The 25,070-nt window shown below is 61.0% G+C and carries 29 protein-coding genes; 12 read left to right on the top strand and 17 right to left on the bottom strand.

The window, feature by feature from the left end; all coding sequences use genetic code 11:
• Positions 1-5 precede the first annotated feature (5 nt).
• On the top strand, positions 6-548 hold the full coding sequence (locus PAE61_RS02600; RefSeq protein ID WP_271113871.1) for a TlpA disulfide reductase family protein: 543 nt from the start codon (positions 6-8) through the stop codon (positions 546-548).
• Here the strand turns inward: PAE61_RS02600 and PAE61_RS02595 are convergent.
• Positions 520-1,101, bottom strand: coding sequence for a DNA-3-methyladenine glycosylase I (locus PAE61_RS02595; RefSeq protein ID WP_271113870.1), 582 nt, complete (start codon positions 1,099-1,101; stop codon positions 520-522). The genes PAE61_RS02600 and PAE61_RS02595 overlap by 29 nt on opposite strands.
• A 90-nt stretch (positions 1,102-1,191) precedes the next feature.
• Between PAE61_RS02595 and PAE61_RS02590 the strand changes: the two genes are divergently transcribed.
• From PAE61_RS02590 to phbB, 3 genes are all read left to right on the top strand, one after another.
• The gene (locus PAE61_RS02590) at positions 1,192-2,034 is read left to right on the top strand and encodes an EAL domain-containing protein (RefSeq protein ID WP_271113869.1); all 843 of its coding nucleotides are present in this window, start codon (positions 1,192-1,194) and stop codon (positions 2,032-2,034) included.
• Positions 2,035-2,239: 205 nt separating this feature from the next.
• Positions 2,240-3,412, top strand: a complete 1,173-nt coding sequence (locus tag PAE61_RS02585) for an acetyl-CoA C-acetyltransferase (protein WP_271113868.1) — start codon at positions 2,240-2,242, stop codon at positions 3,410-3,412.
• An 83-nt stretch (positions 3,413-3,495) separates the two neighbouring features.
• On the top strand, positions 3,496-4,221 hold the full coding sequence (gene phbB / locus PAE61_RS02580; protein WP_271113867.1) for an acetoacetyl-CoA reductase: 726 nt from the start codon (positions 3,496-3,498) through the stop codon (positions 4,219-4,221).
• Positions 4,222-4,293: 72 nt separating this feature from the next.
• Here the strand turns inward: phbB and PAE61_RS02575 are convergent, their stop codons facing one another.
• The 3 genes from PAE61_RS02575 to PAE61_RS02565 are packed head-to-tail and all read right to left on the bottom strand — an operon-like array spanning position 4,294 to position 5,476.
• Positions 4,294-4,458, bottom strand: coding sequence for a YdcH family protein (locus PAE61_RS02575; RefSeq protein ID WP_271113866.1), 165 nt, complete (start codon positions 4,456-4,458; stop codon positions 4,294-4,296).
• Positions 4,459-4,497: 39 nt separating this feature from the next.
• Positions 4,498-5,274 (bottom strand): tRNA1(Val) (adenine(37)-N6)-methyltransferase, encoded by a 777-nt coding sequence (locus PAE61_RS02570; RefSeq protein WP_271113865.1) that lies wholly within the window; start codon positions 5,272-5,274, stop codon positions 4,498-4,500.
• Positions 5,267-5,476: a putative signal transducing protein gene (locus tag PAE61_RS02565; protein WP_271113864.1), complete on the bottom strand. Its 210-nt coding sequence runs from the start codon at positions 5,474-5,476 to the stop codon at positions 5,267-5,269. Before PAE61_RS02565 ends, PAE61_RS02570 begins: the two co-directional genes overlap by 8 nt.
• A gap of 73 nt (positions 5,477-5,549) precedes the next feature.
• Between PAE61_RS02565 and PAE61_RS02560 the strand changes: the two genes are divergently transcribed.
• The 4 genes from PAE61_RS02560 (at position 5,550) to PAE61_RS02545 (ending at position 8,411) form a co-directional block, all read left to right on the top strand.
• Entirely contained in the window at positions 5,550-6,548 is a 999-nt protein-coding gene (locus PAE61_RS02560) for a polyprenyl synthetase family protein (RefSeq protein WP_434803093.1), read from the top strand.
• 19 nt (positions 6,549-6,567) lie between these two features.
• A complete protein-coding gene (locus PAE61_RS02555) occupies positions 6,568-6,948 on the top strand; it encodes a hypothetical protein (RefSeq protein ID WP_271113863.1) in 381 nt (126 codons plus the stop codon).
• A gap of 85 nt (positions 6,949-7,033) precedes the next feature.
• Positions 7,034-7,537, top strand: coding sequence for a PepSY-associated TM helix domain-containing protein (locus tag PAE61_RS02550; RefSeq protein ID WP_271113862.1), 504 nt, complete (start codon positions 7,034-7,036; stop codon positions 7,535-7,537).
• Entirely contained in the window at positions 7,455-8,411 is a 957-nt protein-coding gene (locus PAE61_RS02545) for a PepSY-associated TM helix domain-containing protein (protein WP_353620374.1), read from the top strand. Before PAE61_RS02550 ends, PAE61_RS02545 begins: the two co-directional genes overlap by 83 nt.
• Before the next feature lie 77 nt (positions 8,412-8,488).
• Here PAE61_RS02545 and PAE61_RS02540 read toward each other — a convergent pair whose 3' ends face one another.
• Positions 8,489-9,811 (bottom strand): ammonium transporter family protein, encoded by a 1,323-nt coding sequence (locus PAE61_RS02540; RefSeq protein ID WP_271113861.1) that lies wholly within the window; start codon positions 9,809-9,811, stop codon positions 8,489-8,491.
• Positions 9,812-10,096: 285 nt separating this feature from the next.
• On the opposite strand from PAE61_RS02540, the gene PAE61_RS02535 reads away from it, so the two are divergent.
• The 3 genes from PAE61_RS02535 (at position 10,097) to PAE61_RS02525 (ending at position 15,623) form a co-directional block, all read left to right on the top strand.
• On the top strand, positions 10,097-12,436 hold the full coding sequence (locus tag PAE61_RS02535; protein ID WP_271113860.1) for a transglycosylase domain-containing protein: 2,340 nt from the start codon (positions 10,097-10,099) through the stop codon (positions 12,434-12,436).
• Positions 12,437-12,579: 143 nt separating this feature from the next.
• Entirely contained in the window at positions 12,580-14,316 is a 1,737-nt protein-coding gene (locus PAE61_RS02530) for a type I secretion system permease/ATPase (RefSeq protein ID WP_271113859.1), read from the top strand.
• Positions 14,313-15,623 carry an HlyD family type I secretion periplasmic adaptor subunit gene (locus PAE61_RS02525; RefSeq protein WP_271113858.1) on the top strand — a complete coding sequence of 437 codons (1,311 nt, stop codon included), beginning with the start codon at positions 14,313-14,315 and terminating at the stop codon, positions 15,621-15,623. Before PAE61_RS02530 ends, PAE61_RS02525 begins: the two co-directional genes overlap by 4 nt.
• Positions 15,624-15,676: 53 nt before the next feature.
• Here PAE61_RS02525 and PAE61_RS02520 read toward each other — a convergent pair whose 3' ends face one another.
• The 5 genes from PAE61_RS02520 to PAE61_RS02500 form a co-directional block, all read right to left on the bottom strand.
• Positions 15,677-16,414: a dienelactone hydrolase family protein gene (locus PAE61_RS02520; protein ID WP_271113857.1), complete on the bottom strand. Its 738-nt coding sequence runs from the start codon at positions 16,412-16,414 to the stop codon at positions 15,677-15,679.
• Positions 16,415-16,471: 57 nt separating this feature from the next.
• Complete coding sequence (gene plsY / locus PAE61_RS02515; RefSeq protein ID WP_271113856.1) at positions 16,472-17,083, bottom strand: glycerol-3-phosphate 1-O-acyltransferase PlsY; 612 nt, start codon at positions 17,081-17,083, stop codon at positions 16,472-16,474.
• Positions 17,053-18,315, bottom strand: a complete 1,263-nt coding sequence (gene pyrC / locus PAE61_RS02510) for a dihydroorotase (protein WP_271113855.1) — start codon at positions 18,313-18,315, stop codon at positions 17,053-17,055. The genes plsY and pyrC overlap by 31 nt, the downstream gene beginning before the upstream one ends.
• 79 nt (positions 18,316-18,394) lie before the next feature.
• The gene (locus tag PAE61_RS02505; RefSeq protein WP_271113854.1) at positions 18,395-18,949 is read right to left on the bottom strand and encodes an aspartate carbamoyltransferase catalytic subunit; all 555 of its coding nucleotides are present in this window, start codon (positions 18,947-18,949) and stop codon (positions 18,395-18,397) included.
• A complete protein-coding gene (locus tag PAE61_RS02500; protein WP_271113853.1) occupies positions 18,942-19,907 on the bottom strand; it encodes an aspartate carbamoyltransferase catalytic subunit in 966 nt (321 codons plus the stop codon). Before PAE61_RS02500 ends, PAE61_RS02505 begins: the two co-directional genes overlap by 8 nt.
• A 102-nt stretch (positions 19,908-20,009) precedes the next feature.
• Between PAE61_RS02500 and PAE61_RS02495 the strand changes: the two genes are divergently transcribed.
• Positions 20,010-20,822 (top strand): uracil-DNA glycosylase, encoded by an 813-nt coding sequence (locus PAE61_RS02495; protein WP_271115077.1) that lies wholly within the window; start codon positions 20,010-20,012, stop codon positions 20,820-20,822.
• A 59-nt stretch (positions 20,823-20,881) separates the two neighbouring features.
• Here PAE61_RS02495 and PAE61_RS02490 read toward each other — a convergent pair whose 3' ends face one another.
• Genes PAE61_RS02490 through PAE61_RS02460 form a run of 7 tightly spaced genes read right to left on the bottom strand, consistent with a single transcriptional unit; the run spans position 20,882 to position 25,064 of the window.
• The gene (locus PAE61_RS02490) at positions 20,882-21,316 is read right to left on the bottom strand and encodes a hypothetical protein (RefSeq protein WP_271113852.1); all 435 of its coding nucleotides are present in this window, start codon (positions 21,314-21,316) and stop codon (positions 20,882-20,884) included.
• A 7-nt stretch (positions 21,317-21,323) separates the two neighbouring features.
• Positions 21,324-22,694 (bottom strand): glutamate--cysteine ligase, encoded by a 1,371-nt coding sequence (locus PAE61_RS02485; protein ID WP_271113851.1) that lies wholly within the window; start codon positions 22,692-22,694, stop codon positions 21,324-21,326.
• 51 nt (positions 22,695-22,745) lie between these two features.
• Positions 22,746-23,258, bottom strand: a complete 513-nt coding sequence (locus tag PAE61_RS02480; RefSeq protein ID WP_271113850.1) for a hypothetical protein — start codon at positions 23,256-23,258, stop codon at positions 22,746-22,748.
• Positions 23,249-23,686, bottom strand: a complete 438-nt coding sequence (locus PAE61_RS02475; RefSeq protein WP_271113849.1) for a molybdenum cofactor biosynthesis protein MoaE — start codon at positions 23,684-23,686, stop codon at positions 23,249-23,251. The genes PAE61_RS02480 and PAE61_RS02475 overlap by 10 nt, the downstream gene beginning before the upstream one ends.
• Entirely contained in the window at positions 23,686-23,931 is a 246-nt protein-coding gene (gene moaD / locus PAE61_RS02470) for a molybdopterin converting factor subunit 1 (RefSeq protein WP_271115076.1), read from the bottom strand. The genes PAE61_RS02475 and moaD overlap by 1 nt, the downstream gene beginning before the upstream one ends.
• A 2-nt stretch (positions 23,932-23,933) precedes the next feature.
• Positions 23,934-24,557 carry a CDP-diacylglycerol--glycerol-3-phosphate 3-phosphatidyltransferase gene (gene pgsA / locus PAE61_RS02465; protein ID WP_271113848.1) on the bottom strand — a complete coding sequence of 208 codons (624 nt, stop codon included), beginning with the start codon at positions 24,555-24,557 and terminating at the stop codon, positions 23,934-23,936.
• 39 nt (positions 24,558-24,596) lie between these two features.
• Entirely contained in the window at positions 24,597-25,064 is a 468-nt protein-coding gene (locus PAE61_RS02460; protein WP_271113847.1) for a GNAT family N-acetyltransferase, read from the bottom strand.
• Positions 25,065-25,070: the final 6 nt, after the last annotated feature.

The following is a 25,070-nucleotide window of genomic DNA, read 5'->3' as shown; positions in this document are numbered from 1 at the left end:
TTGATATGTTTCGTCTGCTGATCCTTTATACGGCGCTTGCTGCCGGTGCAAATACCGGGTTTGCCGGAGAGATCGACCTGAGCGCCGCCCGAGAAGGCGGGATCGATCTTGTTGCCGGAAATGGCGAGCCGGTGACGGATACCGGTTTCACGAACCCTGACGGAGCCGAGCTCAGCCTTTCGGATTACAAAGGTCAGGCGCTCCTGCTTAATTTCTGGGCGACATGGTGCGCCCCGTGTCGCGAGGAAATGCCCGCGTTGAACAGCCTGCAAAAGGAATTCGGCGGCGAGAATTTTCAGGTCGTGACCATCGCCACCGGACGCAACCCGCTTCCGGCGATAGAGAAATTTTATACCGAGGAAAATCTCGACGCTCTGCCCGTCCTGCTGGACCCGCGGCAGAAGCTGGCGCGGGAATTCGGCGTTGTCGCCATGCCCGCGACGATCCTGATCGACCGCGACGGCAATGAAGCCGCCCGGCTGATGGGTCCCGCCGAATGGAACTCGGAAACCGCGCGGGTTATTGTGACTGAACTGACAGCGCCTTGACCTCGGCATGGCGATAGCAGCTTGTCATATGGTCGTTCACCATCCCGACCGCCTGCATAAAGGCATAACAGATGACGGGGCCGCAGAAATTGAACCCCTGTTTCTTCAGCGTTTTGGACATCGCGGTCGATTCGGCGGTTGAGGCCGGAACCTCCGCCATGCTGGCAAAGTCGTTCTGCACCGGAGCGCCACCGACAAAGCTCCACAGATAGGGCGTGAAGCCCTGCTTCGATTCGATATCGAGAAACAGCCTTGCACCCCTGACAGTGCTTTCGATTTTCCCGCGATGCCGGATGATACCGGGGTTTTTAAGCGCATTTTCAACATTATTCTGATCCCAACGCGCGACACGCTCGGGGTCGAAATCCTCGAAAACCTCGCGAAAACTGTCTCGCTTGCGCAGGATCGTGATCCAGCTCAGCCCGGCCTGAAATCCGTCCAGCACCAGTTTTTCCCATAAAGAACGGGGAGCATATTCGGGAACGCCCCATTCCTGATCGTGGTAATCAACATAGATCGGCTCTGTTCCGCACCACGCACAGCGTTCGGTCATCATGTTAATCCTTAACTCAAGATCCGCTCGGACATCGCCGGAAGTTAGGACATCATCGCTATGTTGCGCGGGAACAGCAAGGATGCGGGCATGAAAGACCAAGGACACAGCAAGGCGGGCACAGTCGGATCTCCACTTGAATATGTCATCGACCATAAACAACGGCTGACTCTGGAAGAGGTTGAGCGGGCAATATCCCGGGGCGATGCCGTGCTGGCCTATCAACCGATCGTCCATGCCGACCGGCCCAAGCGCACCGCATTCCACGAAGGCCTGATCCGCGTCATCGACGATACCGGCCGCTTTATCCCATTGCGTGACTTCATGCCACACGCGGAAACAAGCGATCTGGGACGGCGGATTGACTGCATCTCGCTGTCGCTCGGCCTGCAATCCCTGCAGCAGGACCCGGGGCTGCGTCTCTCCATCAATATGTCGGCCCGGTCCATCGGCGACTCTGTCTGGATGGAAACCTTGCGGCGCGGCCTGTCACGCGACGAACAGATTGCCGAACGTCTTGTGCTTGAGGTGACAGAAAGCTCTGCGATGGATATGCCTGAAATCGTCGTTCCTTTCATGCGGGATTTGCAGGGAAAAGGCACCAGTTTCGCCTTGGACGATTTCGGGGCAGGTCACACATCGTTCAGATATCTGCGCGAATTCAGCTTCGACATGATCAAGATCGACGGACAATTCATCCGCAAGATCCCGGATCAGCCTGATAACCAGATGCTGACCGCCGCGCTGCAGGCAATCGCACATCATTTCGATATGTTCACCGTCGCCGAATCGGTCGAAACTGCGGATGAGGCTGCGTTCCTCATCGATATGGGAATTGACTGCCTGCAGGGTTTCTATTTCGGTGCGCCGACCATCACCCCCCCTTGGAAAACACCGAATGCGGTCTCGCGACGGGCAAATTCAAGGAAATAAGCCTGTTCGGACAGCGTATTAATCCCCACGCCCCGGGCAGTGTTTCACTTCGCCGGGATATGGCAGCTTCGGAGCGGTTTGCGAAACATGCCAATGCGTTTGGAACGAAAAGCACGCCGTACACGCCTTGACGCAGCGTCTTAACTCGTCATGTTTGGTCAACGCTTTTCCTAGTTTCGAAGCTGCTCATCGAAAGGAAGATTCCATGACTAAAGCAGTAATCGTGTCCGCCGCCCGTACCCCGGTTGGCAGCTTTATGGGTGCCTTCGCCAATGTACCTGCCCATGATCTCGGAGCCGCCGTACTGGCCGAGGTCGTGAAACGAGCCGGTGTCGATCCGGCGGAAGTTAGCGAAACCATCATGGGGCAGGTGCTGACAGCCGCTCAGGGCCAGAACCCGGCCCGTCAGGCCCATATCAATGCGGGGCTTCCCAAGGAATCCGCCGCCTGGCTGATCAATCAGGTCTGCGGCTCTGGCCTGCGCACGGTCGCCCTTGCTGCGCAGCAGGTGATTTTGGGCGATGCTCAGATCGTGCTGGCCGGTGGTCAGGAATCCATGTCCCTTGCGACCCACGCGGCCTATCTTCGTGCCGGCCAGAAGATGGGCGACATAAAGATGATCGACACGATGATCAGGGACGGTCTCTGGGACGCGTTCAACAATTATCACATGGGCCAAACCGCCGAGAATGTCGCCGAAAAATGGAGCATTTCGCGCGAAGAACAGGATGAATTCGCCGTTTCCAGCCAGAACAAGGCGGAAGCCGCCCAGAAAGAGGGGCGCTTCAAGGACGAAATCGTCTCTTACACCGTGAAGGGCCGCAAGGGCGATACGGTTGTCGAAGACGACGAATATATCCGCCACGGTGCAACGGTCGACGCCATGCAGAAACTGCGCCCGGCCTTCACCAAAGACGGCTCGGTGACAGCGGGCAATGCATCCGGCCTGAACGACGGCGCGGCTGCGGTTATGGTCATGACCGAGGAAGAGGCGAATCGTCGCGGTCTGACCCCGCTTGCCCGGATCGCATCCTACGCAACGGCGGGACTTGACCCGGCAATCATGGGAACCGGCCCGATCCCGGCCAGCCGCAAGGCGCTGGAAAAGGCCGGTTGGAAGGTCGAAGATCTTGACCTGATCGAAGCCAATGAGGCTTTCGCCGCCCAGGCCTGCGCGGTCAACAAGGATATGGGGTGGGATCCTTCGATCGTGAATGTGAACGGGGGTGCAATCGCCATCGGCCACCCGATTGGCGCATCCGGCGCACGGATCCTGAATACCCTGCTGTTCGAAATGGCCCGCCGCGACGCCAAGAAAGGACTTGCTACGCTCTGCATCGGCGGAGGGATGGGCGTCGCACTCTGCGTCGAACGTTAAGAATATCTGGCACGCAATGATATTGCGTGCCAATTTCACATACGCTACCAATATTTCAAAGTGAGCTTGCGGAGGAGAGGAAAATGTCCAAGACAGCAATTGTCACAGGCGGCACGCGCGGGATAGGCGCCGCGATATCCAAGGCGCTGAAAGAGGCCGGATTTACGGTTGCCGCCGTTTATGCGGGCAATGACGACGCCGCCAAGGCTTTCAGCGATGAAACCGGCATCAAGACCTATAAATGGTCGGTTGCCGATTATGATGCCTGTGCTGCCGGTGTGAAACAGGTCACGGAAGAGCTGGGAGACGTTGCCGTTCTGGTCAATAATGCCGGGATCACCCGTGATACGATGTTCCATAAGATGACGCCGGCACAATGGAATGAGGTGATCGATACCAACCTGACCGGGCTGTTCAACATGACCCATAATGTCTGGGGGGGCATGCGCGACCGTAAATTCGGTCGGGTGATCAATATCAGTTCGGTGAACGGCCAGAAGGGTCAGGCCGGTCAGGCGAATTATTCGGCGGCGAAGGCCGGGGATATCGGTTTTACCCGCGCTCTGGCGCAGGAAGGCGCACGGGCCGGTATAACCGTCAATGCCGTTGCTCCGGGCTATATCGGCACGGAAATGGTACGTGCGATTGATGAAAAAGTCCTGAATGAGCGGATCATCCCCCAGATCCCCGTCGGACGGCTGGGTGAACCCGAAGAAATCGCCCGTTGTGTCGTGTTCCTGGCCGAGGATGAAGCAGGGTTTATCACCGGCTCAACCATCTCGGCAAATGGTGCTCAGTTCTTCAGCTGATCTGACCGGAAAAATATAAAAAGGCCCGCGTTCGACGCGGGCCTTTTTATATTTCCAGATCGGACCGGACGGTCAGTGTCCCAGCCGCGTGATTTCTTCCTTCAAACGCAGCTTTTCCCTTTTCATTTCGGTAATTTCAAGATCGGACGTACCGGGCGCTCGCTGCGCCTGTTCCACCGCCCGAGAAAGATGCTCATGCTTTTCGCGGAGTTTTTCGATATGGGAATCGACCGACATTATCGTCCTCCTGTATTCATGTCGAACATGACAATTTCATCACAGAAGTTCGATTCTGTCACGAGCATTCGGGGAATCAAGGTTAAGTCCGGCGGCGCAGCGTAAAATCGCCTGCGCCTCATCGGTCAGATCCTCACCATCGGCGGAATGCTGCGCTGCCGCGTGCATGACAAAGGGCGCAAGCAATCTGAGCGTGCCTCGCGCGTTCTTGCGGGCCGAGAGGATCACGCGCCCGGCATCCCGACCCGCCCGGGCCGCAATCGGCAGAATTCGAATATCGCCCGTGCGCCCCTGCAAAGCCTCAAGCAACGCAGACAGACGCGATGCAAGATGGATCACGGTGACGGTTCCTCCGGGCCGCAATCTGCGCAAAGCTGTATCCAGCCAGATTGCAAGCGGGGTGTCCTCATGCCGAGCCTCGGCGCGGGCGCGATCCGGCGATGCCGTGCCGGATGGAAAATAGGGCGGGTTCATCATGACGTGATCGAAGCTCCGCTCCCGGAGTTCGCGGGGAAGATCGGCCAGATCGGCCCGGATGACGGACATACCGGAATGATTTCGTGCCGCATTCGCCCGGGCAAGTTCGGCGAATCCTGCGCCACGCTCAACCCCGGTCACGCTGACGCCTGCGACCCGCGCCTGAAGGCACAGCGACGCAACACCGGCCCCGCAGCCCAGTTCAAGCACGGCATCCCCATCCTGCGCCGCGCAGGCCGCCGCCAGCATCACGGCATCGGCCCCCGCGCGATAACCGGAAACGGGCTGCTCGATCCGAAGCCGCCCGCCCAGAAAATCGTCGATCCGCGTGTTATTCATGAAGCCCGTGCTCGCGCAATATCGCCGAAGCCATGAAGTGATCGCGATCCGCCACCATGAGACGCCGTGGGAGAATGCCCAGAGAGCCTTCAAGCACGCTCATATACTGATCCAGCTCATAAGTTTCGATGTCATCGGCGCGGAGAATGTCACGCGCACGCATCAGCAGGACAGGATCGGTGGTGCGAAGCAGTTCTTTCATGCGGCTGACGCTATCCAGCGGTTGCGCACATGTCCATCGCGTGGCAATTGCATGGCAAGGAAAGGTTATCCAGATGGACGCTACTGTGAACCCGACGCCGATTGACCGCCTGATCGACGCACTCGCGCCCGAGATGGAAGCCGTGAATGCGTTGATCCGCGAACGGATGGCCTCGCAGCACGCGCCGCGCATTCCTGAGGTCACGGCGCATCTGGTCGAGGCTGGCGGCAAGCGACTGCGCCCGCTTCTGACGCTGGCTGCGGCGCGGTTATGCGGCTATGACGGGCCTTACCATATCCACCTCGCGGCGACGGTAGAATTCATCCATACCGCGACATTGCTGCATGACGATGTGGTCGATGAAAGCCGCCAGCGGCGCGGCAGGCCGACCGCCAACCTGTTATGGGGTAATAAATCCAGCGTTCTGGTGGGCGATTATCTTCTGGCGCGGGCGTTCCAGCTGATGACCGATACCGGCGTGATGCGGGTGCTTGAAATCCTGTCAAACGCCTCGGCGACGATTTCCGAAGGGGAGGTCCTGCAACTGACCGCAGCGCAGGATCTGCGGACCGATGAGGCGGTCTATCTTCAAGTCATCCGAGGCAAGACCGCCGCCCTGTTTTCGGCGGCGACAGAAGTCGGCGGCGTGATCGCAGGCGCTTCTGAGGATCACGTGAAGGCGCTGTTCGATTATGGCGATGCGCTTGGGATTGCGTTCCAGATCGCGGATGATCTGCTGGATTATGGCGGCTCTGCGACAGAGACGGGGAAGAATATCGGCGATGATTTCCGTGAGCGTAAGCTGACATTGCCGGTGATCAAGGCGGTTGCTAAGGCCAGTGATGAAGAGCGCGTTTTCTGGCAGAGGACCATTGAGAAAGGCGATCAGCGCGATGGCGATCTGGAACATGCGCTGACGCTGCTGGATCGCCACGGCAGCATGGAGGCTTCGCGCAAAGATGCGTTGGACTGGGCCGCGAAGGCGAGGACATCATTGACCGGCCTGCCGGATCATCCGCTGCGCGACGTGCTGGACGAACTCGCCGGTTTCGTCGTGTCGCGGATTGCGTGAGCGCACCATCCTCGCACAGATGAGAGCCCGCTTACGGCTGCGCCAACGCAGTAGCTTCATTTTCCGTATCGCTCTGGTCTTGCTGACAGCGTTTTCGCTGGCGGGTGAGAAGCTGGCCCGGCCCGCCCCATCGGCACTTGATGAGATGGCCTTGGCCTATACGATGTCAGGCGGCGATCCGGCCGATCTTTGCGCCTATGACGGCGATGAACAGCATAAAAGCGCCTGCTCGCTTTGCCATCTGGTCAGCCATGCCCGGCTTCCGACGGCCGGGCTGACACTGATTCAGGCCGAACGGCTTTTTCTTGCCCGCGTGGTGCTTCCGGACCTTCTTCGCAGTGTCGCGCAAAGCCGGGACCCCACCCGGTCACAACGCGGACCTCCTTTCTCTTTCAGCTAAACATCGGGCCTTGCCCGCGATTGCCCTGCCCTCCCGGCGGGGTCGGATTCATATGCGCCGGAAGGCGCTGCTGAAAGACAGGGATATGTCTGAAACCAAGTCAGAAACCATCAACAAGAACCATCCCCGAAACAAAACCGCCTTGCGTGGCTTCCTGCTGCGACTGCATTTCTATGCCGGAATTTTTGTCGGGCCGTTCATCTTTATCGCTGCCTTGACGGGCATGTTATACGTGCTGACCCCGCAGCTTGAGCGCGCTCTCTATGCCGATGCGCTGTTCGCCGACAGCAGCGGCAAGGCGCAAAGCCTGACCGCACAGGCAGAAGCCGCAAAGGCATATCTGCCCGCCGATCTGGATATTTCTGCGGTGCGGCCCGCGACAGATCCGAACGGCACGACACGGATCATGTTTTCGAATCCCTCGCTTGGGCCGTCCGAGAACCGCACGATCTTCGTCGATCCTGTCACGCTTCAAATAAACGGGGATATGACGACTTACGGCACGAGTGGCATTCTGCAATTCCGCATTGCCCTCGATTACCTGCACCGGAATCTTCTTCTGGGTGAAGCGGGGCGTTTTTTACAGTGAACTTGCGGCCTCCTGGCTGTGGATTATCGCATTGGGCGGGGTGTTTCTGTGGGCGACGGGACCGAGGCGGAAAAGGAACTTGGCAGCGATGCCTCCGGTGCAGAGGATGCGCTGGATTCATGGAAGTATCGGGGTGTCGCTTTCGGTTGTGCTGATCCTTGTTTCGATCACCGGGCTGACATGGTCGAAAATGGGCGGTGCGCGGATCGACGCTGCACGCACGGCGATAGGCTGGACGACGCCGTCCGTCAGCCTCGATCTCGACAGGACTGCAGCGACAGGCAGCGGCCACGAGGCGCATATGGCAGAGCCAGTCAGTCACGCGATCCGCGAAGACCGGGTCGATCAGCTGGACGCTGTTCTTATGGCCTCTCGGCAGGCCGGTCTCGATTCTCCAATGATCGAGATCCGCCTGCCGAAGCCGGGCGAGGCCTGGATGGTTCGCGAATATGATCGAAGCTGGCCTACCCAAGTAGATACAATCGCCCTGAGCCCCGACGCATTGCAGATCACAAGCCGCGCCGATTTCGCGGAGTTCACGCTGATCCCGAAGCTGATCAGATGGGGAATCGATGCGCATATGGGGGTGTTATTCGGTGTTGTAAATCAGTTGCTGATGGCCGTGGTTGCGGGCGCGACAATGATCCTGATCGTCTATGGTTACCGCATATGGTGGACAAAACGGCCCGCAGCAGGCGCTCAGCCGCTATCCGAGGCGTTCAACGCAATGTCTGCCGGTGCGAGGCTGGTCTGGCTGATGCTGGCAATTCTGCTGGGATGGGCGATGCCGGTGTTTGGGATCAGTATTCTGGGCTTTGTACTTGCCGATATGCTGCGTTGGCGGCTTTCGCAGCGCCGGACATCCATTTCCTGAATGCAGGACAGGCCCGGCGCGTGCCGGGCCTGCTCCAAGGGGCCAGCCAAATTCCGGCCCTGATGATCAGAATTGGGTTATTTCGCCTGCACGAAGTCCGGATAGGCCTCCATCCCCATTTCACTGACATCCAGCCCGGTGATCTCTGCATCCTCATCGACGCGGATACCCATTGTCGCTTTCAGCACCACCCAGAGGGCGAAGCTGACGACGAAGACGAATGCGCCGATGGCTCCAACGCCAAGCGCCTGCACGGTGAAGCTGGTCTCGGGGTTGGTCGCGGGAACGATCATGGTGCCCCAGATACCGGCGCAGAGATGGACCGGAATCGCGCCGACAACATCGTCGATCTTCATGCGGTCCAGCAGCGGCACGACAACAACGGCAATGACGCCTCCGACCGCTCCGATCAATAAGGATGCGAAGATCGACGGAGTCAGCGGCTCTGCCGTGATGGCGACCAGCCCCGCCAGAGCACCGTTCAGCACCATTGTGAGGTCGATCTTGCCGAACAGAAGCTGCGTCGCGATGATCGCGGCGATCACCCCGGCCGAGGCGGCGGCGTTGGTGTTCACCAGAATCCGGCTGATATCGGTGGCGTCGCTGACGCTGCCCATCGCAAGCTGCGATGCACCGTTAAACCCGAACCAGCCGAGCCACAGGATAAAGGTCCCAAGCGTCGCAAGCGCCAGGTTAGATCCCGGCATGGGCTGCATCCGCCCATCTGCGCGATATTTGCCAAGCCGCGGACCCAGTACCAGAGCACCTGCCAGCGCGGCAAACCCGCCTGCCGCGTGAACCAGAGTCGACCCCGCGAAATCCGAGAAGCCCCGCGCATCCAGCCAGCCCGCTCCCCATTCCCAGGACGCCTCGATCGGATAGATGAACCCGGTCAGGATCACGGTAAACACCATGAACGGCCACAGCTTCACGCGCTCTGCCAGCGTCCCCGACACGATTGACGCGGTGGTCGCACAGAACATGAGCTGAAAGAAGAAATCCGACCCGGCAGAGTAGCCGTCGGCAGCATTTCCTCCGCCAACCGGATCAATGGTTTTGGGCGAGAAAAGCTGACCGAGCATGCCGGATATGGTCCAGCCATCGCCCGGATACATCAGATTATAGCCGATCAGCCAGTACATGACCCCTGCGATGGAAAACAGCGAGATATTCTTGAAAAGCTGGGTCGTCGCGTTCTTCGAGCGCACCAGCCCTGCCTCAAGCATGGCAAAACCTGCCGCCATCCACATGACCAGAAAGCCGCCGATCATGAAAAGCAGCGTATTGAAGATAAAAGCAATGTCCGCGTTCACAGCGGGCAGAGCCTCGGCGGCACCCGCGACGGCCGCCTCCTGTGCAGACGCCGGAAGCGCGGTCAGCGCCGCAGCAACTGCGATCATGGGAAGTTTTCTCAGCATAAGTTTACCTCTGTTCGGGCCAGTCCACCCGCACCGGAATGCAGGCGATATCCCGCCCACGAGGCTTTCTGACTGCCCGTTCTTCAAGCAATCCACCGCCCGACCGGGCCCGAAACCCGGCAAAGCCCGGTTTTCGGGCGCATTACCGCCGGAATGCCCGCATCATGGGCAGGTCACATACAGGTCATTTGACTTCGCATTGTCTTTCCCCTCGTGTAAGATGTCTCTCAATCAGGCCGGATGAACCGGTCGCGCAGGAATACAGGCATGGCAGAACCTCCCCGCAAACGCCGCCCCGTGGTGGCCGAACGGCGCTATTCGAACCCGACCAAACCGTCCGGCAAATCGCCGCGCGGCAAGCGCGGGCGTCGCGCGCCGGTGAGGCGCGGCAACGCGATAACGCGCGGTGTCAGCGGTTTCTTTTCCCTGATCTGGAAAACCATCTTCCGGACCGTCTGGTTTTCGGCACTGGCCGTCTTCCTGATTATCGGCGTCGCGACCTTCTTCTATTATTCGCAACTGCCGGAACCCTCTGCCCTGTTCGATGGCCGCGCCCGGGGCGGCGTCACCATGCTGGACCGCGAGGGTGAGGTGTTCGCCTGGCGGGGCGAAACATTCGGCTCGCTCTCTCCGGACCAGATCTCGCCTTCGCTGCGCAATGCGGTGGTGGCAACCGAGGATCGGCGCTTCTACAGCCATCTCGGGATCGATCCGCGCGGTATCGCAGGCGCGATCAGGATCAACCTCACCGAGGGTCGCGGTCCGCTGGAGGGTAATGGCGGCTCCACCATCACCCAACAGGTCGCGAAGCTTCTGTGCCTTGGCGAAAGCTTCGATCCGACTCGCTGGAAAGACGAAGCCGAATATGAGGCCGATTGCCGCGCCACGACGCTGTGGCGGAAGGTCAAGGAAGTCCCGTTCTCCTTCGCGATGGAGATCAAGTACACCAAGGACGAGATCCTCAATATCTATATGAACCGCTCATATCTCGGCGGTGGTGCACGCGGTTTCGAAGCCGCGGCAGAGCGTTATTTCAACAAACACGCCTCGGACGTTTCCGTTGCGGAATCGGCGATGCTGGCCGGGCTTCTGAAGGCCCCAAGCTATTTCGCACCGACCTCGGATATCGAGCGTGCGCAGGACCGCGCGGGCGTCGTGCTGCAACTCATGCATGAACAGGACCGGATCACCAATGCCGAATATGAAGAGGCAAGGGCGAATCCAGCCGTGCTGTCTCAGGCAGCACGGGCACGCGCCGGCGGATATTTCGCTGACTGGCTGATGGAATCGGGACCGGGCTTCCTGACCACGGAGACCACGGAAGATGTGACCATCCTGACCACGTTCGATCAGGAGGTTCAGCAAGCCGCCGAACGTGCACTGAAACGGATCTTCGATGAAAAGGTCCGCGAGGGGTCAAAGGCTGAAGCGGCAGTGGTTGTTCTGTCCGCCGATGGTGCTGTCCGCGCCATGATCGGAGGTCGCGACACGGTGGTTCAGGGCGTGTTCAACCGCGCAACGCAGGCGAAGCGCCAGACCGGTTCCAGCTTCAAGCCGTTTGTCTATGCGGCAGCGCTCGATCAGGGGATGACCCCGCAGGATTACGTCCATGACGGCCCGCTGACGATCCGCAACTGGTCGCCGCAGAACTATACACGGCGCTTTTATGGAGATGTCACGCTGACGACAGCGCTTTCACGCTCTCTGAATACGGCGACGATCCGACTTCAGGAAAAAGCCGGACGGGCCTCTGTCCTGCGCATTGCCGAGGAATTCGGCGTGGGCAGCGATCTGCCCGATGTTCCCTCTCTGGGTCTGGGCGTGTTCGATTCGACCTTGCTTGAGATGACCGGCGCCTATGCGGGCATCCGAAATGGCGGTCGCGCGGTCCGGCCCTACGGCGTTGTAGAACTGCGTGTGCGCGGCGAGGACAGCCCGATGATCGCCAAGACCGGCGGGATGGGGCAACGCGTCATTTCTCAGCAGGCCGCTGCCGGGCTGATCACCATGATGCGCGAGGTGATCCAGAACGGCACTGGCGGACGCGCCAAGCTTGGTGAGCGGGATGCGGCGGGCAAGACCGGGACAACCTCGTCCTATCGCGATGCGTGGTTCATCGGCTTTACCGATCAGTTCGTGACCGGCGTCTGGATGGGCTATGACGACAATACCCCCCTGACCGGCGTGACCGGAGGCGGCCTGCCTGCGGAAATCTGGCAGGCGGTGATGTCCGAGATCAGCGAAGGCCAGCCGCTTCAGCCGCTTGGGCGGTTTGTCGGCGACGAGGGCTCGCGGATCGGCGATGGCGTCGCACCATCGGTCCGTGGCGACGATGCTCTGGCCGGAGCGCTGAGTGCCGCGCTGTCGAATATGCAGGGCGGTTCGGCCGCAGCGCCTCCGGGCCAGCCTCTGGTAGCGGGTTCCGGAGAGCCGCTGGCGGATGCGCTGTCACAGGCGCTTGGACAGCCCGCACAGGGCAATGCCCCGCAAACGCCCGAGCGGACAGTCCGCTCGACCGATGCGGGCAGAGGCGTCAGCAACGCACCTGAAACACCCGAAAACGACCCGCTGAGCGACATATTGCGGGGCATTGACGGGCTGAATTAAGCCTCGCCCGATCTTTGTCAAAAAGCGGCGCACGCACCGGCGATGCGCCGCTTTTCATTTCCCGTGGCAAGGATTCGCTAAGACTTCGCCGTTATATCCAGACATGCCGAGTGAGCTTTCGGGACGATTACGGATGGAACTGCATGGTCTTTTCGCCTGACAACAAGGGATTCGCGGAATTACGCGCAGCATATGGCGGGTCATGGGGTCTGCTGATGTCGGTCGCGGTGTTTTCCCTGACCGTGAATATCTTGATGCTGACCGGCCCGCTTTTCATGCTTCAGGTCTATGACCGCGTGTTGGGCTCTCGGTCGGTCGAAACACTGGTTGCGCTGTTTTTTCTTGTGATCTTCCTGTTCGCGATCATGGGTATGGTCGATCTGGCACGGGGCCGGATCATGCAGCGGATCTCACTGCGCGTTCAGCAAAGACTGGAACGCAGGGTTTTCGCGGCGACGCTTGAAGACGGGCTTGCCACCGGCTCGGAAGCCGTCGCGCGGGGCGGAATGCGCGATCTCGAAGCGATCCGCACCGCGATTGCTTCTCCGGTCAGTCTCGCCCTGTTCGATCTGCCATTTGCCCCGGTCTATCTTGTAGCGGTGTTCATCTTCCACCCAATGCTCGGCGCGGTCGCAACCGCGGGCGGGGCGATCCTGATCGCCGCCGCTGTCGCGAACCAGTTCTGTGGGAAACGGGTCCAGAAACGCGCCTCGATTGCGGCTCAGTCAGCCGAGCGCATGTCCGATATGTTCCGCAATGAAGGCGAATTGATCGGTTCTCTCGGCATGCGCGAGGCAAGCTTTGCACGGTGGAGCGCAAAACGACTGAGTGCGGCGCAGGACGCGTTGTCAGCCGCCGATACGGCGCAGCTTTTCACGGTGTTCTCACGGGTATTCCGCCTCTTCTTGCAAAGCGCCATGCTGGCAGCCGGGGCCTGGCTGGTGCTGCGTCAGGAATTAACGCCGGGCGCGATGATCGCTGCCTCAATCGTCATGGGACGCGCACTGCAACCGGTTGAAATCGTCATCGGTCAATGGGGCCTCGTTCAACGTGCACAGGACAGCGGGAAACGACTTGGAGCGTTGCTGTCGCGGCATCCGCCACTGCCCGCCCGGATCGCCCTGCCCCGCCCCGAGGCCGGGCTGGAGATCAGCCAGCTTGCCGTCATCCCGCCGGGACAGCGCATCCCCGTTCTGCGAGGTATTTCCATGTCGCTGGCACCGGGTCAGGCAATCGGCGTCATCGGCCCCTCCGGCTCAGGAAAATCCAGCCTTGCCCGTGCGCTGACCGGCTCATGGGGGCCTGCGGCGGGATCAATCCGCCTCGGCGGGGCAACGCTCGATCAATTCCCCCCTGATGAGGTGGGCCGCCTGATCGGCTATCTGCCGCAGCGGGTTACCCTGTTCGACGGCACTGTCGCGGAAAACATCGCCCGGCTGGAAAATGAGCCCGATCCGCAGCGTACCGTCCGGGCGGCGACGGCTGCCGCCGCTCATGAGATGATCATGAGGCTGCCCCGGGGCTACGACACGCCGCTGATGCAAGCGGGCGGTCAGCTTTCAGGCGGACAGATGCAGCGCATCGGTCTGGCGCGGGCGCTCTATTCCGAACCGGTCCTGCTTGTTCTGGATGAGCCGAATTCCAATCTGGACCATGAGGGCTCGCAGGCGCTGAATCTGGCGATAAGGCAGATCAAGGCGCAGGGCGGCGCGGTGGTGATCATGGCCCATCGTCCAGCCGCGATTGCCGAGTGCGATCTGCTTCTGGTGCTGGAAAACGGCATGATCCGCAATCTGGGTCCGCGTGACGAAGTGCTGCAAAGCACCGTCCGGAACGCCAGCGAATTTCGCAGCGTCAGGACAGCCGGAGGGGCGGCGTGACGCAATCCCCGCCGGCCCGCCAATGGTCTGCGCAAGGGCCTTTTCTGCTTGGTCTTGCAGCGTTGGTTATTCTGTTCGCAGGGTTCGGAACATGGGCCGTGGCAGCGCGAATTTCCGGTGCCGTTATCGCCACAGGACAGATAGAGGTCGAACAGCAGCGTCAGATCGTGCAGCACCCGGACGGGGGTGTCGTCGAAAACATCCATGTCAGAGACGGGTCCAGCGTTCAGGCGGGTGACGTGCTTATCCGTCTGGACGGCAGCTTGCTACGCAGCGAGCTGAAAATAATCGAGGCCCAGTATTACGAAATCCTAGCCCGGCGCGGACGGCTGGAGGCAGAGCGAGATGATGCGGACCGGATCATCTTCCCTCCCGCCCTGACCGAAGCTGCCGAGCGGACCAAAGAACTTCAGTCACTTATGGACGGACAGGCCAGCCTGTTCGACACACGCCGCTTAACACTTCAACAATCGCTTCATCAGCTTGCTGCGCAGGCTGAACAGATCGGTGCGCAGATCCAAGGAATATCGGCCCAATATGACGCATTGACCTTGCAACGTGACCTGATCGCGCAAGAACTTGCGGATCAGCGATTGCTTCTGGAAAAGGGATTGGCGCAATCGTCTCGCGTCCTTGCCCTTGAGCGAGAGGCTGCATCGATTGACGGCCGCATCGGCGAGATACTGGCGATGAAGGCGCAGGCGGAAACCCGTCAGACAGAGATTTCGATCACCCGGATTCAGGCGAAAAGCGAGCGGCGCGAGCAGGCCGAAGCTGCGTTGCGCGATCTTGGTTATCGGGAACTGGAACTGGCCGAGCGAAGGCGTGCGCTGACCGGGCAACTGAACCGGCTTGAGATCACTGCGCCCGTATCGGGGATTGTGCATGAATTGCAGATCACTGCCCGGCGTTCGGTCCTGCGCCCCGCCGATCCGATCCTGTCTATCGTGCCTCAGGACAGGCCGCTTGTCATCGGCGCACGCATTCTGCCTTTGCATATCGACGAGGTTTTTCCAGGTCAGCGCGTGAAGCTTCGTCTCGCGGCCTTCAACTCAGCCACGACGCCGGAAATCGACGGTGTCCTGAACCGCGTTTCCGCCGACGCGCTTATGGATGAAACAACGCGAACATCCTATTATCGGGCCGAAATCGCCATTCCTGCCGAACAGCGCGACAGGCTTGGCGATCTGGCTTTGGTTCCGGGCATGCCGGTCGAGGTCTATATTCAGACAGGCGAGCGCAGCCCGGCCAGTTATCTGGTGAAACCGTTCACCGATTACTTTGTCCGGGCCTTCCGTGAATCCTGATGCGCACTCATCACCGGATCAAGCGCCGCTGCCTTCACCCGAGGCTTGGCCGATCACGGCCCCGGATTGGTTTCGCCAAGAAACACCAGAAAATCGGCCCAACTCCGCTGATCGGCTTCCTCGCGGTAACGGTCGGATCCGAAAACCGTAAACGCATGCGGCGCACCGGCATAGATCTCCGCCTTATAGGGCGTTCCCGCAGCCTCCAACTCATTCACGAAATTGGCGAAGGTCGCCATATCCGGCCCGGTATCCGCACCGCCGTGATAGATCCTCAGCGGAGCTTTCGCAGCGCTGTAATCCTGACCCTCGGGCGTGCCCAGACTGCCGTGAAAGATCGCATAACCCTGCACCTGTTCGGGCTGCTGCCGCGCGACCTCCAAAGCCACCGCTCCGCCAAAGCAGTAACCCGCAATCACCGGCGACACCACATCCTGAGTCGCCGCAGCCTCAAGCCCTGCGGTCATCAGGCTGCGCATGGTTTCGCGATCATCGTAAAGCTTCTGGGTTTCGGCCCGATTTCCCTCAACCGAGTTGGGCCGGACGCCCTTCCCGTAAAGATCGACGGCAAACGCGTTATACCCCTGCTCAGCCAGCATATCGGCACGCTGTTTTTCGTAATCGGTCAGCCCGTCCCAGTCATGGATCAGAATGACCGAACCTCTGGGACTGTCGGCTTTCGCCACATAGCCCTCAAACTCACGGTCGCCGACAGAGTAATCAACCGGCTCACCTGCCAGCGCCGCACCGGCTCCCGCAAGAAGCCCAAACACTGCAATCATGGATTTCATCTTGGATCTCCCCATATGCAGCAAAACAACTTGCATATGTGCAAGGAGGTTCCCGCGTTATCGGCCTGCGCCGATCTTCGGTTCGGTCCCCTCGCGCAGCCGCCTGATATTCGCCCGATGCCGCCAGAAGATCAGGGCCGCCATGAACAGCGCGGCCAGTGCCACATGATACCAGCCCATCAGCGCCGCCATCAACGGCGACAACGCGGCTGCCATCAGTGCAGAAAGCGAGCTGATCCGGCTGATTGCCGCCACCACAGCCCAGATCGCGCAGGCGGCAAGGCCAATCTGCCATTGCAGGGCGATCAGCGTTCCCAGAAAGGTCGCAACCCCCTTGCCGCCCCGAAATCCCAGCCAGACCGGAAAGCAATGGCCCAGAAACGCCGCTGCTCCGGCCAGCACCGCCGCAATATCGCCGCCGAAATGTCGGGCCAGCAGAACCGCAATCGCGCCCTTGCCGCTATCCAGCAGCAGCGTCGCCAGCGCGGCTCCCTTATGGCCCGTCCGCAGAACATTAGTTGCCCCGATATTGCCCGAACCGATCTGCCGCAGATCCCCAAGACCAAGCGCACGCGTGATCACAATCCCGAACGGCACCGAGCCGATCAAATACCCGATGACGGTCCAGATCGCCGCGCTCATCCAAACACCCTCTGCCCACCGACCCATGTGCCGATGACGCGGCCCTGCATCCTTGCCTCATCGAAGGGCGTATTCTTCGATTTCGACTCCAGCCGGAACCGGTCCATGATGAAAGGCGCGTCCGGATCGAACAGCACCAGATCAGCCGGTGTACCGGCCGAGATACGCCCGGCATCCAGCCCCAGCCGCCGGGCCGGGTTCAGCGACATGGCGCGAAACAGCAGCGGCAGATCCAGCCCGCCCTGATGATAAAGTCGCATCGCCGCCGGCAGTAGGGTTTGCAGCCCGACCGCACCCGGAGCCGCCTCGGCAAAGGGCAGCCGCTTCGATTCCTCATCCTGAGGCGTATGGAAGGACGCGATCACGTCGATTTCTCCATCCGCGACAGCCTGCACCATCGCCAGCCGGTCATCTTCGGAGCGGAGCGGAGGGGTAAAACGGAAGAAGGTGCGATAATCCCCGATATCGAACTCATTCAGCGTAAGGTGATGGATCGAGATGCCCGCCGTCACATCCAGCCCCGCATCCCGCGCCCGTCGCAAAGGTGCCAGAGCAGCAGCAGTGGTGATCTGATCCGCATGATACCGCGCGCCCGTCATGCCGACGAGAGCGAGATCGCGCTGAAGCCCCATCAGCTCGGCGACGGGTGACACATCGGGGATACCGTAAAGCGACGCGAATTTGCCCTTCGTGGCGGCGCTGCCGCGCGACAAGATAGGTTCCTGCGGATGACCGATGATCAGGGCACCCAGACCACGCGCATATGTCATGCAGCGGGTCATCAGCCTTGTGTCGGAAACAACCCGGACGCCATCGGTAAAGGCAACCGCACCGGCATCCCGCAAGAAAGCCATTTCGACCATTTCCTGCCCCGCGCGACCCTTCGTCAGCGCCGCCATATGCCGCGCCCGGACGATGGAATCGGCAGAGCGCTTGACCACGAAATCGAGGCTTTCGGGACTGTCCACGGGCGGCAGCGTATCGGGCCGGATCACCATCGTGGTAACCCCGCCGGCTGCTGCGGCGCGGCCCGCACTGGCATAGGATTCCTTGTGCCGCTCTCCGGGCTCGCCAACCTTGACGCCCCAGTCAATGATACCGGGCGCAAGGCAATGCCCGCGGCACTCGACGATTGCAGCCCCGTCAGGTGCAGCGCCGTCCCGCGCCGTGATGACGCCATCCTCGACCGTCAAACTGCCGGGCTCAGCGGTTCCGGTTTCGGGATCGATCAGCCGGGCATCGGAGAAATGCAGGATCATGCGAGGGCCTCTGCGAATGGAAGCGGTCCGGTTTTTAGCGACAACAACGATGCGCCGCGCGATAGGTCTGACAGGCCAATCATGCCGGTTGTCCTTCCAAGGCAGCCGGGGCCCGCTTCTGTATGTCGCGGATCAGCGTCATGACATGTTCGGCATCGTCGATATAATGGAACCCGGTATCCTTGTTGCCGCCGATCAGCACAGAGGGTGGCGGGCCGGGCATGTACTCGACCGGCGTTCCGCGATCGATCGGATAGCTGACCAGCCGCCGTCCCTGAACCGGAATATCCGTCGCGACAATCGCGCGGCGGTCGGTCAGCGTGTACCATGTGCGTGAACGGATATAGCTTGGCATGATCGTCAGGCTGAGCAGATTATAGGATCCGACCGCGACGAAAATCAGGCCGAACAGCGAAAAGAAAATATCGGCCTTCGCCGCCATATACATCCAGAAAACGGCAAATCCGACGAAAAACACAAAGAAAAGCAGCCTGCCGGTATTCTCGACCTCGAACCGGAAACGGTGGTCGGGCTGACCCTGCCAGAGGATTGTTTCTCCTTCATCCAAAATACCCTGCCACCCGGAATGGCCCGCGACCGGAGCGTCGGTTTTCAGAGAGGACCCCTCAGACATGATTGCTCTCGGCGGCCCGCGCCCCACGATCTGCACGCAGATTCCGGGCCAGCAGATCCATTGCGGCCATCCGGACGGCAACGCCCATTTCGACCTGATCCTGAATCACGCTGCGATTAATGTCATCGGCAATCGTTCCGTCGATCTCGACACCGCGATTCATCGGGCCGGGATGCATGACGATGGCGTCGGGCCTGGCATGGGACAGCTTGTCCGCATCAAGCCCCCAGCGATGGTAATATTCCCGCTCAGACGGGATGAACCCGCCATCCATCCGCTCTTTCTGAAGGCGCAGCATCATGACGACATCGGCACCGTCAAGCGCCTCGCGCATATCCTCATAGACCTCGACGCCCAGATCGGCGGCACCTGCGGGCATCAGTGTCGAGGGGCCGACCAGCCGGATACGGTTCTCCATCTTGCCAAGCAGGATCAGGTTCGAGCGCGCCACGCGGCTATGCGCGATATCGCCGCAGATCGCCACGGTCAGGCGCTGCAACCGGCCCTTTGCCCGGCGGATGGTCAGCGCATCCAGCAGGGCCTGAGTCGGATGCTCATGCCGCCCGTCGCCTGCATTCAGCACCGCGCAATTGACCTTCTCCGCCAGAAGGTTGACCGCGCCGGATTGCGGATGCCGCACCACAAGAAGATCCGGGTGCATCGCATTCAGCGTCAATGCCGTGTCGATCAGCGTCTCGCCCTTTTTCACGCTGGATTGCGCCACCGCCATATTCATGACATCCGCGCCCAGACGTTTTCCGGCCAGCTCGAAGCTGGACTGGGTGCGGGTCGAGTTTTCGAAGAACATATTGATCTGCGTCATGCCCTGAAGAGCATCGGAATGCTTGATCGTGCGTCGGTTCAGATCGACATAGCTTTCGGCAAGATCCAGAATCGTCACGATTTCCGGCGGCGACAGCGGTTCTATCCCCAGAAGATGGCGGGCGCGGAACGTCATCTGTAAAACCCCTCTCGGATGTGACCCCTCTATTGCAAACCGGGACCGTGCGGGCAAGTGCCGCTCTGGACGAGACGGGCCGGGCAGCTTACCGTCAGCCGCATGGAATCGGGACTGACATGGCGCGGCGTCGAGATCGACGGCTGGACGGCGCTCGCTTTGCTGGAATGGCAGCGCGAGATGGGTGCCGATGATGTCATGCTGGACAGCACAACCGACCGGACCGCGCTTCCCACTGCAAAGCCTGCCCCCGCACAGCCTGCGCCCGCACAGCCTGCCACCGCAACCCGGTCGCATGATCCTCACCCCGAAGAAGATCATGTCGGCCTCGCCGAATCGCTGGCGGCGCAGGCAGCGACGCTGGACGATCTGGCCGAGGCTCAGCAGGGTTTCGACGGGCTGGAGCTGAAGAAAGGTGCGCGGAATTTCGTCTTTTCAGACGGCAATCCGGCCGCGCGGGTGATGATTATCGGCGAGGCTCCGGGGGAAGAGGAAGACGCGCAGGGCAAGCCCTTTGTCGGTCGTGCCGGTCAATTGCTGGACCGGATGCTTGACGCAATCGGCATGGGCCGGGCCCTGCCGGATGCGACGCGGGCAGTTTATATCGCCAATGTGCTGAAATGGCGTCCGCCGGGTAATCGCCGCCCCACCCCGCATGAAATTGCGCTGTCCCTGCCGTTTCTTCGCCGTCAGGTCGAGCTGGCCGATCCCGAGATCGTCGTGCTGATGGGGAACACGCCCTGCGCCGCCGCGCTGAACCGCGAGGGGATCACAAGATTGCGCGGCAACTGGACCGAAGCTTTCGGCCGACCTGCCTTGCCCATGACGCACCCGGCCTATCTGCTGCGCAACCCTATCGCTAAGCGGGAAGCCTGGGCGGATCTTCTGTCACTGGCAGACCGGCTGGTTCTGTAGGCGGCGTCAAAGCGTCCCGGCTGAAGATCGGGTCTCAGCCGCCGGGCTTTCCCGCCTGTTCAGGAGGCCGGACCAAGCCGTCGCGACCCGCCGACCGGCGCAGTTTGCAGTTTCGGAGCCGGAGCGAAATGCGGTGGCGTGTCAGAAACGGCCTCGGGGGCGGTTTGCGCGGAAATCCGGGACGCCTGCGCCGAGACCTCCGCCCGGGCCGAGCCGGGCAGACGGCGCACACCGCCCGCACCCTGACGTGCAAGCCGCTCGGTCGCTTCGGCATTCCGGCGGGTGTTGTGATAGATACCGATCAGCACCAGCAGCGCGATGACCGCTGCGCCAACCGCAAGCAGCCCCGGACCAGCGATACCGATCATGGCACGCATCCCCTCTTCCCGCACGGCCCATGCCCGCATGGCATAGACGGCGACCCCGGCGACAGCGCCAAGCCACAGGAGAACTTCCAGAATCAGAATCAGTCGGTATCGGATATTCACGGTCATGGGGCGATCAGTACGAATACTCGCCATAGATGCGAGTCAAATCTCCGTGCCATTCGCCGTGATATTTCTCCAGCAGCTCATCGGCGGGGACCTGACCGCTCTCGACACTTTCCTGAAGCGCGTTCAGGAAATGCGTCTCATCCGGCACCAGACCGCCCGCGCCGGGCAGCGCCCGCGACTTCAGACCGGATTCGGCAATCGCCACCGCCTCACGGGCCAGATCGTGCAGCTTCACGCCGCCAGCCTGCCCCTGCAGCCCGTCTTTCGCCGCCGCGACGCGCAGAGCCTCGCGGGTTTCGGCATCCAGCCCCTTCGCCAGATCCCACGCCGCATCCAGCGAGGACTGGTCATATAAAAGCCCGACCCACAGCGCCGGCAGAGCGCAGAGTCTGCGCCACGGCCCGCCATCCGCGCCCCGCATCTCGATGAATTTCTTGACCCGCGCTTCGGGGAAAACCGTCGTCAGATGATCGGCCCAGTCGGACAGTGTCGGAACCTCTCCGGGCAGGGCCGGCAACCTGCCCTCCATGAAATCGCGGAAGCTCTGGCCAAGCGCGTCGATATATTTCCCGTCGCGATAGACGAAATACATCGGCACATCGAGAACGTAATCCACCCAGGCCTCATAGCCGAATCCGTCGTCGAATGCGAATGGCAGCATGCCGGTCCGCGCATCGTCCAGATTCTGCCAGATATGCGAGCGCCATGATTTCATCCCGTTGAGCTTGTCATCAAGAAACGGTGAATTGGCAAACAGCGCCGTGGCGACCGGCTGCAAGGCCAGTGCGACACGCAGTTTCTGCACCATATCCGCCTCGGACCCGAAATCGAGATTCACCTGCACCGTGCAGGTCCGGTACATCATCTGTTTTCCAAGGGTTCCGACGCGATCCATGTAATCCGTCATCAGGCGATAACGCCCTTTCGGCATCATCGGCATCTGATCCTGATGCCATATCGGAGCCGCGCCCAGACCGATAAAGCCCGCGCCGATATCGTCGGCCACGGATTTCACCTCGGCCAGATGGCGGTTCACCTCGTCGCAGGTCTGATGGATATTCTCAAGCGCCGCACCCGACAATTCAAGCTGCCCGCCCGGTTCCAGACTGACATTCGCGCCGTCACGCTCCAGCCCGACAATATTATCGCCCTCCAGGACCGGAGACCAGCCAAAGCGCTGCTGCAAGCCCTCCAGCATCGCCTTGATCGAGCGGTCCCCGTCATAAGGCAGCGGCAGCAGGCTGTCCTTACAATAGCCGAATTTCTCGTGCTCGGTCCCGATACGCCAGTTATCGCGGGGCTTTTCGCCGGACTGGATATATTCTGCCAGTTGTTCTGGCCGTTCGATCGGGCCGCCGCCCTGCTGGGGAATGGACATCTGTGACCCTCTCTTGCTTATGATCACAGGTGGCTCGGCAGACCCGCCAAGTCAACCCGGCTTCGGTCGCGTCCAGACGATGCGCAGCGACGGACCCTCTGTCTGCTGCAATGCGGCAGAGACGCGGCCCAGATCCAGCCCGGGCAGCGCCGTGAACGCATCGGCAAGCTGTTCCGCACCCCTTGCCTCGACCGGGATCAGCAGCGCCTGCCCGTCCCGGCTTTTCAGCCGCCAGTGATCCTGCCCGTTCAGGCGGATCAGCCGGATTTCGTTCAACTCATGAAGCGCGATACTGCCGCCCAGACTGCGTGCGCCGAAATAGCGGATCTCGCCCTCGACCACCTCGACGACGCCCGGTGCGGTAACATCATGCAGAAAGGCAAGCCGACGCCAGCTTGTCACCGCCCAGACGGCACCTGTCGCAAACACCGCCGCCCCAAGAGCGAAGAAAAACCAGCCACCCCGCAAGGCAAGCCAGCCGCCGAACAGGACGGTCGCCAGTGCGGCAAGCAATTCCCGCCTTTGGGTCAGCCAGCGGGCAAGCTCGGGCCGGATCAGTCCCATCGCGACAGCGCGTCCTCATCGGAGCACTTCGCAGCGACCCAGTCTCCCGGACCATCCGCACCGATTTCACGCTTCCAGAACGGGGCGCGAGATTTCAGGTAATCCATAAGATATTGGGCCGCCGAGAACGCCGCCTGACGATGACGCGCGGCTGTGGCAACGGCCATGATCGGCTCTCCGACGCTCAGGCGGCCAAAGCGATGAATGACCGCCAGATCCTCAAGATCCCAACGCGCCCGAGCCTTGGTCGCAATGTCCCGGACCGCCTTTTCGGTCATGCTGGGATAATGTTCCAGTTCAAGCGCGACCATCTGGCCGGTATCGTCGCGAACGATGCCGGAAAATGTGACGATCGCGCCAGCACCCTGCCCGAACCCGTCCAGTATCGAGGCCAGATCGAACGGGTCAGGCTGAATGCGGATCAGCATCAGCCGCCCGTCATCGGAGGGAAAAACGCAACCTCGCGGACCCCTTCAAGCGAGGCGTCCAGATCGGCAAGTTCCTGATCCACCGCAACGCGCACCGCCGACAAGTCCGACAGCGCCGCGCTGTGCTGTTCATCCGTCGCGACAAGTTGGGCAACCAGTTCGCGCACCGTCGCGGCAGAGGTTTCGACCCGTTCCTTCGGCTCACCGATCCGTTCGCGCAGCCAGGCGAAATACAGCACATCCAGCGTCATTTCGGCCCTCTCAGATAGGGCATGGCTTTGCGGAAATAGTCCCAGCCGGTCCAGCCCGTCAGCGCCGCCGCGACCCAGATCAGGAACAGACCGAGCAATGTCGCAAGATCCGACCAGCTTGCCCCTCCGGGCAGGCTTGGCTCTCCGACCAGCGGGGGGCGGCCATGTTCGACATAGGCCAGCCCTGTGCCCAGAAACAGCACTGAAATGGCAACCATCTGCGTGGTGGTTTTCCACTTGGCGACCTTGGTCACGGCCAGTTCGGTCGCCTTGTCGCCAAGCGATTCACGCAGGCCCGAGACGAAGACCTCGCGGAACAGGATAATCGTCGCAGGCAGGATCAGCCACGGGTTCATGCCGGAATAGCCGGTGATGACGACAAGCGCGATCACCACCATCGCCTTGTCGGCAATCGGGTCCATCGCCGCACCGAACCGGCTTTGCTGGTTCCAGGCGCGGGCCAGATAGCCATCGAACCAGTCGGTAATCGCCGCCAGAAGAAACAGCGTCAGCGCCGCCCAATCCGCCCAGGGGCGCTGAAAATACAGAAACATCAGCGGCACGCCGGGTGCCGCGAATAATCGCAGGATCGTCAGAATATTCGGGACCGTCCACGTCATGAGCGCAACCTAGTGCGAACCGCGCCCGGCGGGAAGGGGTCACAGATCGAGACGATGCGGGATGCGGCCCTCAAATTCCCGATAGGGCCGGAAACCCATCGCCTTGTAATAGGCCAGCCCGCCCTGATTATCCGCACCAATCGAGGCATCCAGATGCGCCGGCCCGGCCCTCCGCGCGGCACGCAGCGTTTCCGCGAATAACCGTCGGCCGATCCCGCTGCGGCCCGATTCGGGGCGAATATGCGTGCCGACCATGCCCCAGCCGAGCGGAACGCCATATTGATTTCCCTCTCTCGCAAGGCCGAGAAACTGGAAACCCGCGACCGCGCCATCCTGCTCGGCAATCGTCACCTGAATCGTGTCGGGGTTGGCAAGATAGATCTCGCGCATCCGGTCGGCATCGACCGGGCCTGCACGCAAACCGGCGCAGAAAATCGCGTTCTGCACCGTCGCAAGAGCCTCGGCATCGTCGGGATGGGCAAGGCGCAATGTGATTTCGGATGTCATCGGTCG

This window comes from Paracoccus aerodenitrificans, assembly GCF_027913215.1.
GTDB lineage: Bacteria > Pseudomonadota > Alphaproteobacteria > Rhodobacterales > Rhodobacteraceae > Paracoccus > Paracoccus aerodenitrificans.
The sequence above is the reverse complement of the archived record's forward strand: the minus strand, read 5'-3'. Positions and strand labels throughout refer to the sequence as shown.

Bases quoted from the DNA above. Each gene is read 5' to 3' on its own strand.
- PAE61_RS02600 (WP_271113871.1), top strand. From the start codon at position 6: ATGTTTCGTCTGCTGATCCTTTATACGGCGCTTGCTGCCGGTGCAAAT.
- PAE61_RS02595 (WP_271113870.1), bottom strand. From the start codon at position 1,101: ATGACCGAACGCTGTGCGTGGTGCGGAACAGAGCCGATCTATGTTGAT.
- PAE61_RS02590 (WP_271113869.1), top strand. From the start codon at position 1,192: ATGAAAGACCAAGGACACAGCAAGGCGGGCACAGTCGGATCTCCACTT.
- PAE61_RS02585 (WP_271113868.1), top strand. From the start codon at position 2,240: ATGACTAAAGCAGTAATCGTGTCCGCCGCCCGTACCCCGGTTGGCAGC.
- phbB (WP_271113867.1), top strand. From the start codon at position 3,496: ATGTCCAAGACAGCAATTGTCACAGGCGGCACGCGCGGGATAGGCGCC.
- PAE61_RS02575 (WP_271113866.1), bottom strand. From the start codon at position 4,458: ATGTCGGTCGATTCCCATATCGAAAAACTCCGCGAAAAGCATGAGCAT.
- PAE61_RS02570 (WP_271113865.1), bottom strand. From the start codon at position 5,274: ATGAATAACACGCGGATCGACGATTTTCTGGGCGGGCGGCTTCGGATC.
- PAE61_RS02565 (WP_271113864.1), bottom strand. From the start codon at position 5,476: ATGAAAGAACTGCTTCGCACCACCGATCCTGTCCTGCTGATGCGTGCG.
- PAE61_RS02560 (WP_434803093.1), top strand. From the start codon at position 5,550: ATGGACGCTACTGTGAACCCGACGCCGATTGACCGCCTGATCGACGCA.
- PAE61_RS02555 (WP_271113863.1), top strand. From the start codon at position 6,568: ATGAGAGCCCGCTTACGGCTGCGCCAACGCAGTAGCTTCATTTTCCGT.
- PAE61_RS02550 (WP_271113862.1), top strand. From the start codon at position 7,034: ATGTCTGAAACCAAGTCAGAAACCATCAACAAGAACCATCCCCGAAAC.
- PAE61_RS02540 (WP_271113861.1), bottom strand. From the start codon at position 9,811: ATGATCGCAGTTGCTGCGGCGCTGACCGCGCTTCCGGCGTCTGCACAG.
- PAE61_RS02535 (WP_271113860.1), top strand. From the start codon at position 10,097: ATGGCAGAACCTCCCCGCAAACGCCGCCCCGTGGTGGCCGAACGGCGC.
- PAE61_RS02530 (WP_271113859.1), top strand. From the start codon at position 12,580: ATGGTCTTTTCGCCTGACAACAAGGGATTCGCGGAATTACGCGCAGCA.
- PAE61_RS02520 (WP_271113857.1), bottom strand. From the start codon at position 16,414: ATGAAATCCATGATTGCAGTGTTTGGGCTTCTTGCGGGAGCCGGTGCG.
- plsY (WP_271113856.1), bottom strand. From the start codon at position 17,083: ATGGGTCGGTGGGCAGAGGGTGTTTGGATGAGCGCGGCGATCTGGACC.
- pyrC (WP_271113855.1), bottom strand. From the start codon at position 18,315: ATGATCCTGCATTTCTCCGATGCCCGGCTGATCGATCCCGAAACCGGA.
- PAE61_RS02505 (WP_271113854.1), bottom strand. From the start codon at position 18,949: ATGTCTGAGGGGTCCTCTCTGAAAACCGACGCTCCGGTCGCGGGCCAT.
- PAE61_RS02500 (WP_271113853.1), bottom strand. From the start codon at position 19,907: ATGACGTTCCGCGCCCGCCATCTTCTGGGGATAGAACCGCTGTCGCCG.
- PAE61_RS02495 (WP_271115077.1), top strand. From the start codon at position 20,010: ATGGAATCGGGACTGACATGGCGCGGCGTCGAGATCGACGGCTGGACG.
- PAE61_RS02490 (WP_271113852.1), bottom strand. From the start codon at position 21,316: ATGACCGTGAATATCCGATACCGACTGATTCTGATTCTGGAAGTTCTC.
- PAE61_RS02485 (WP_271113851.1), bottom strand. From the start codon at position 22,694: ATGTCCATTCCCCAGCAGGGCGGCGGCCCGATCGAACGGCCAGAACAA.
- PAE61_RS02480 (WP_271113850.1), bottom strand. From the start codon at position 23,258: ATGGGACTGATCCGGCCCGAGCTTGCCCGCTGGCTGACCCAAAGGCGG.
- PAE61_RS02475 (WP_271113849.1), bottom strand. From the start codon at position 23,686: ATGCTGATCCGCATTCAGCCTGACCCGTTCGATCTGGCCTCGATACTG.
- pgsA (WP_271113848.1), bottom strand. From the start codon at position 24,557: ATGACGTGGACGGTCCCGAATATTCTGACGATCCTGCGATTATTCGCG.
- PAE61_RS02460 (WP_271113847.1), bottom strand. From the start codon at position 25,064: ATGACATCCGAAATCACATTGCGCCTTGCCCATCCCGACGATGCCGAG.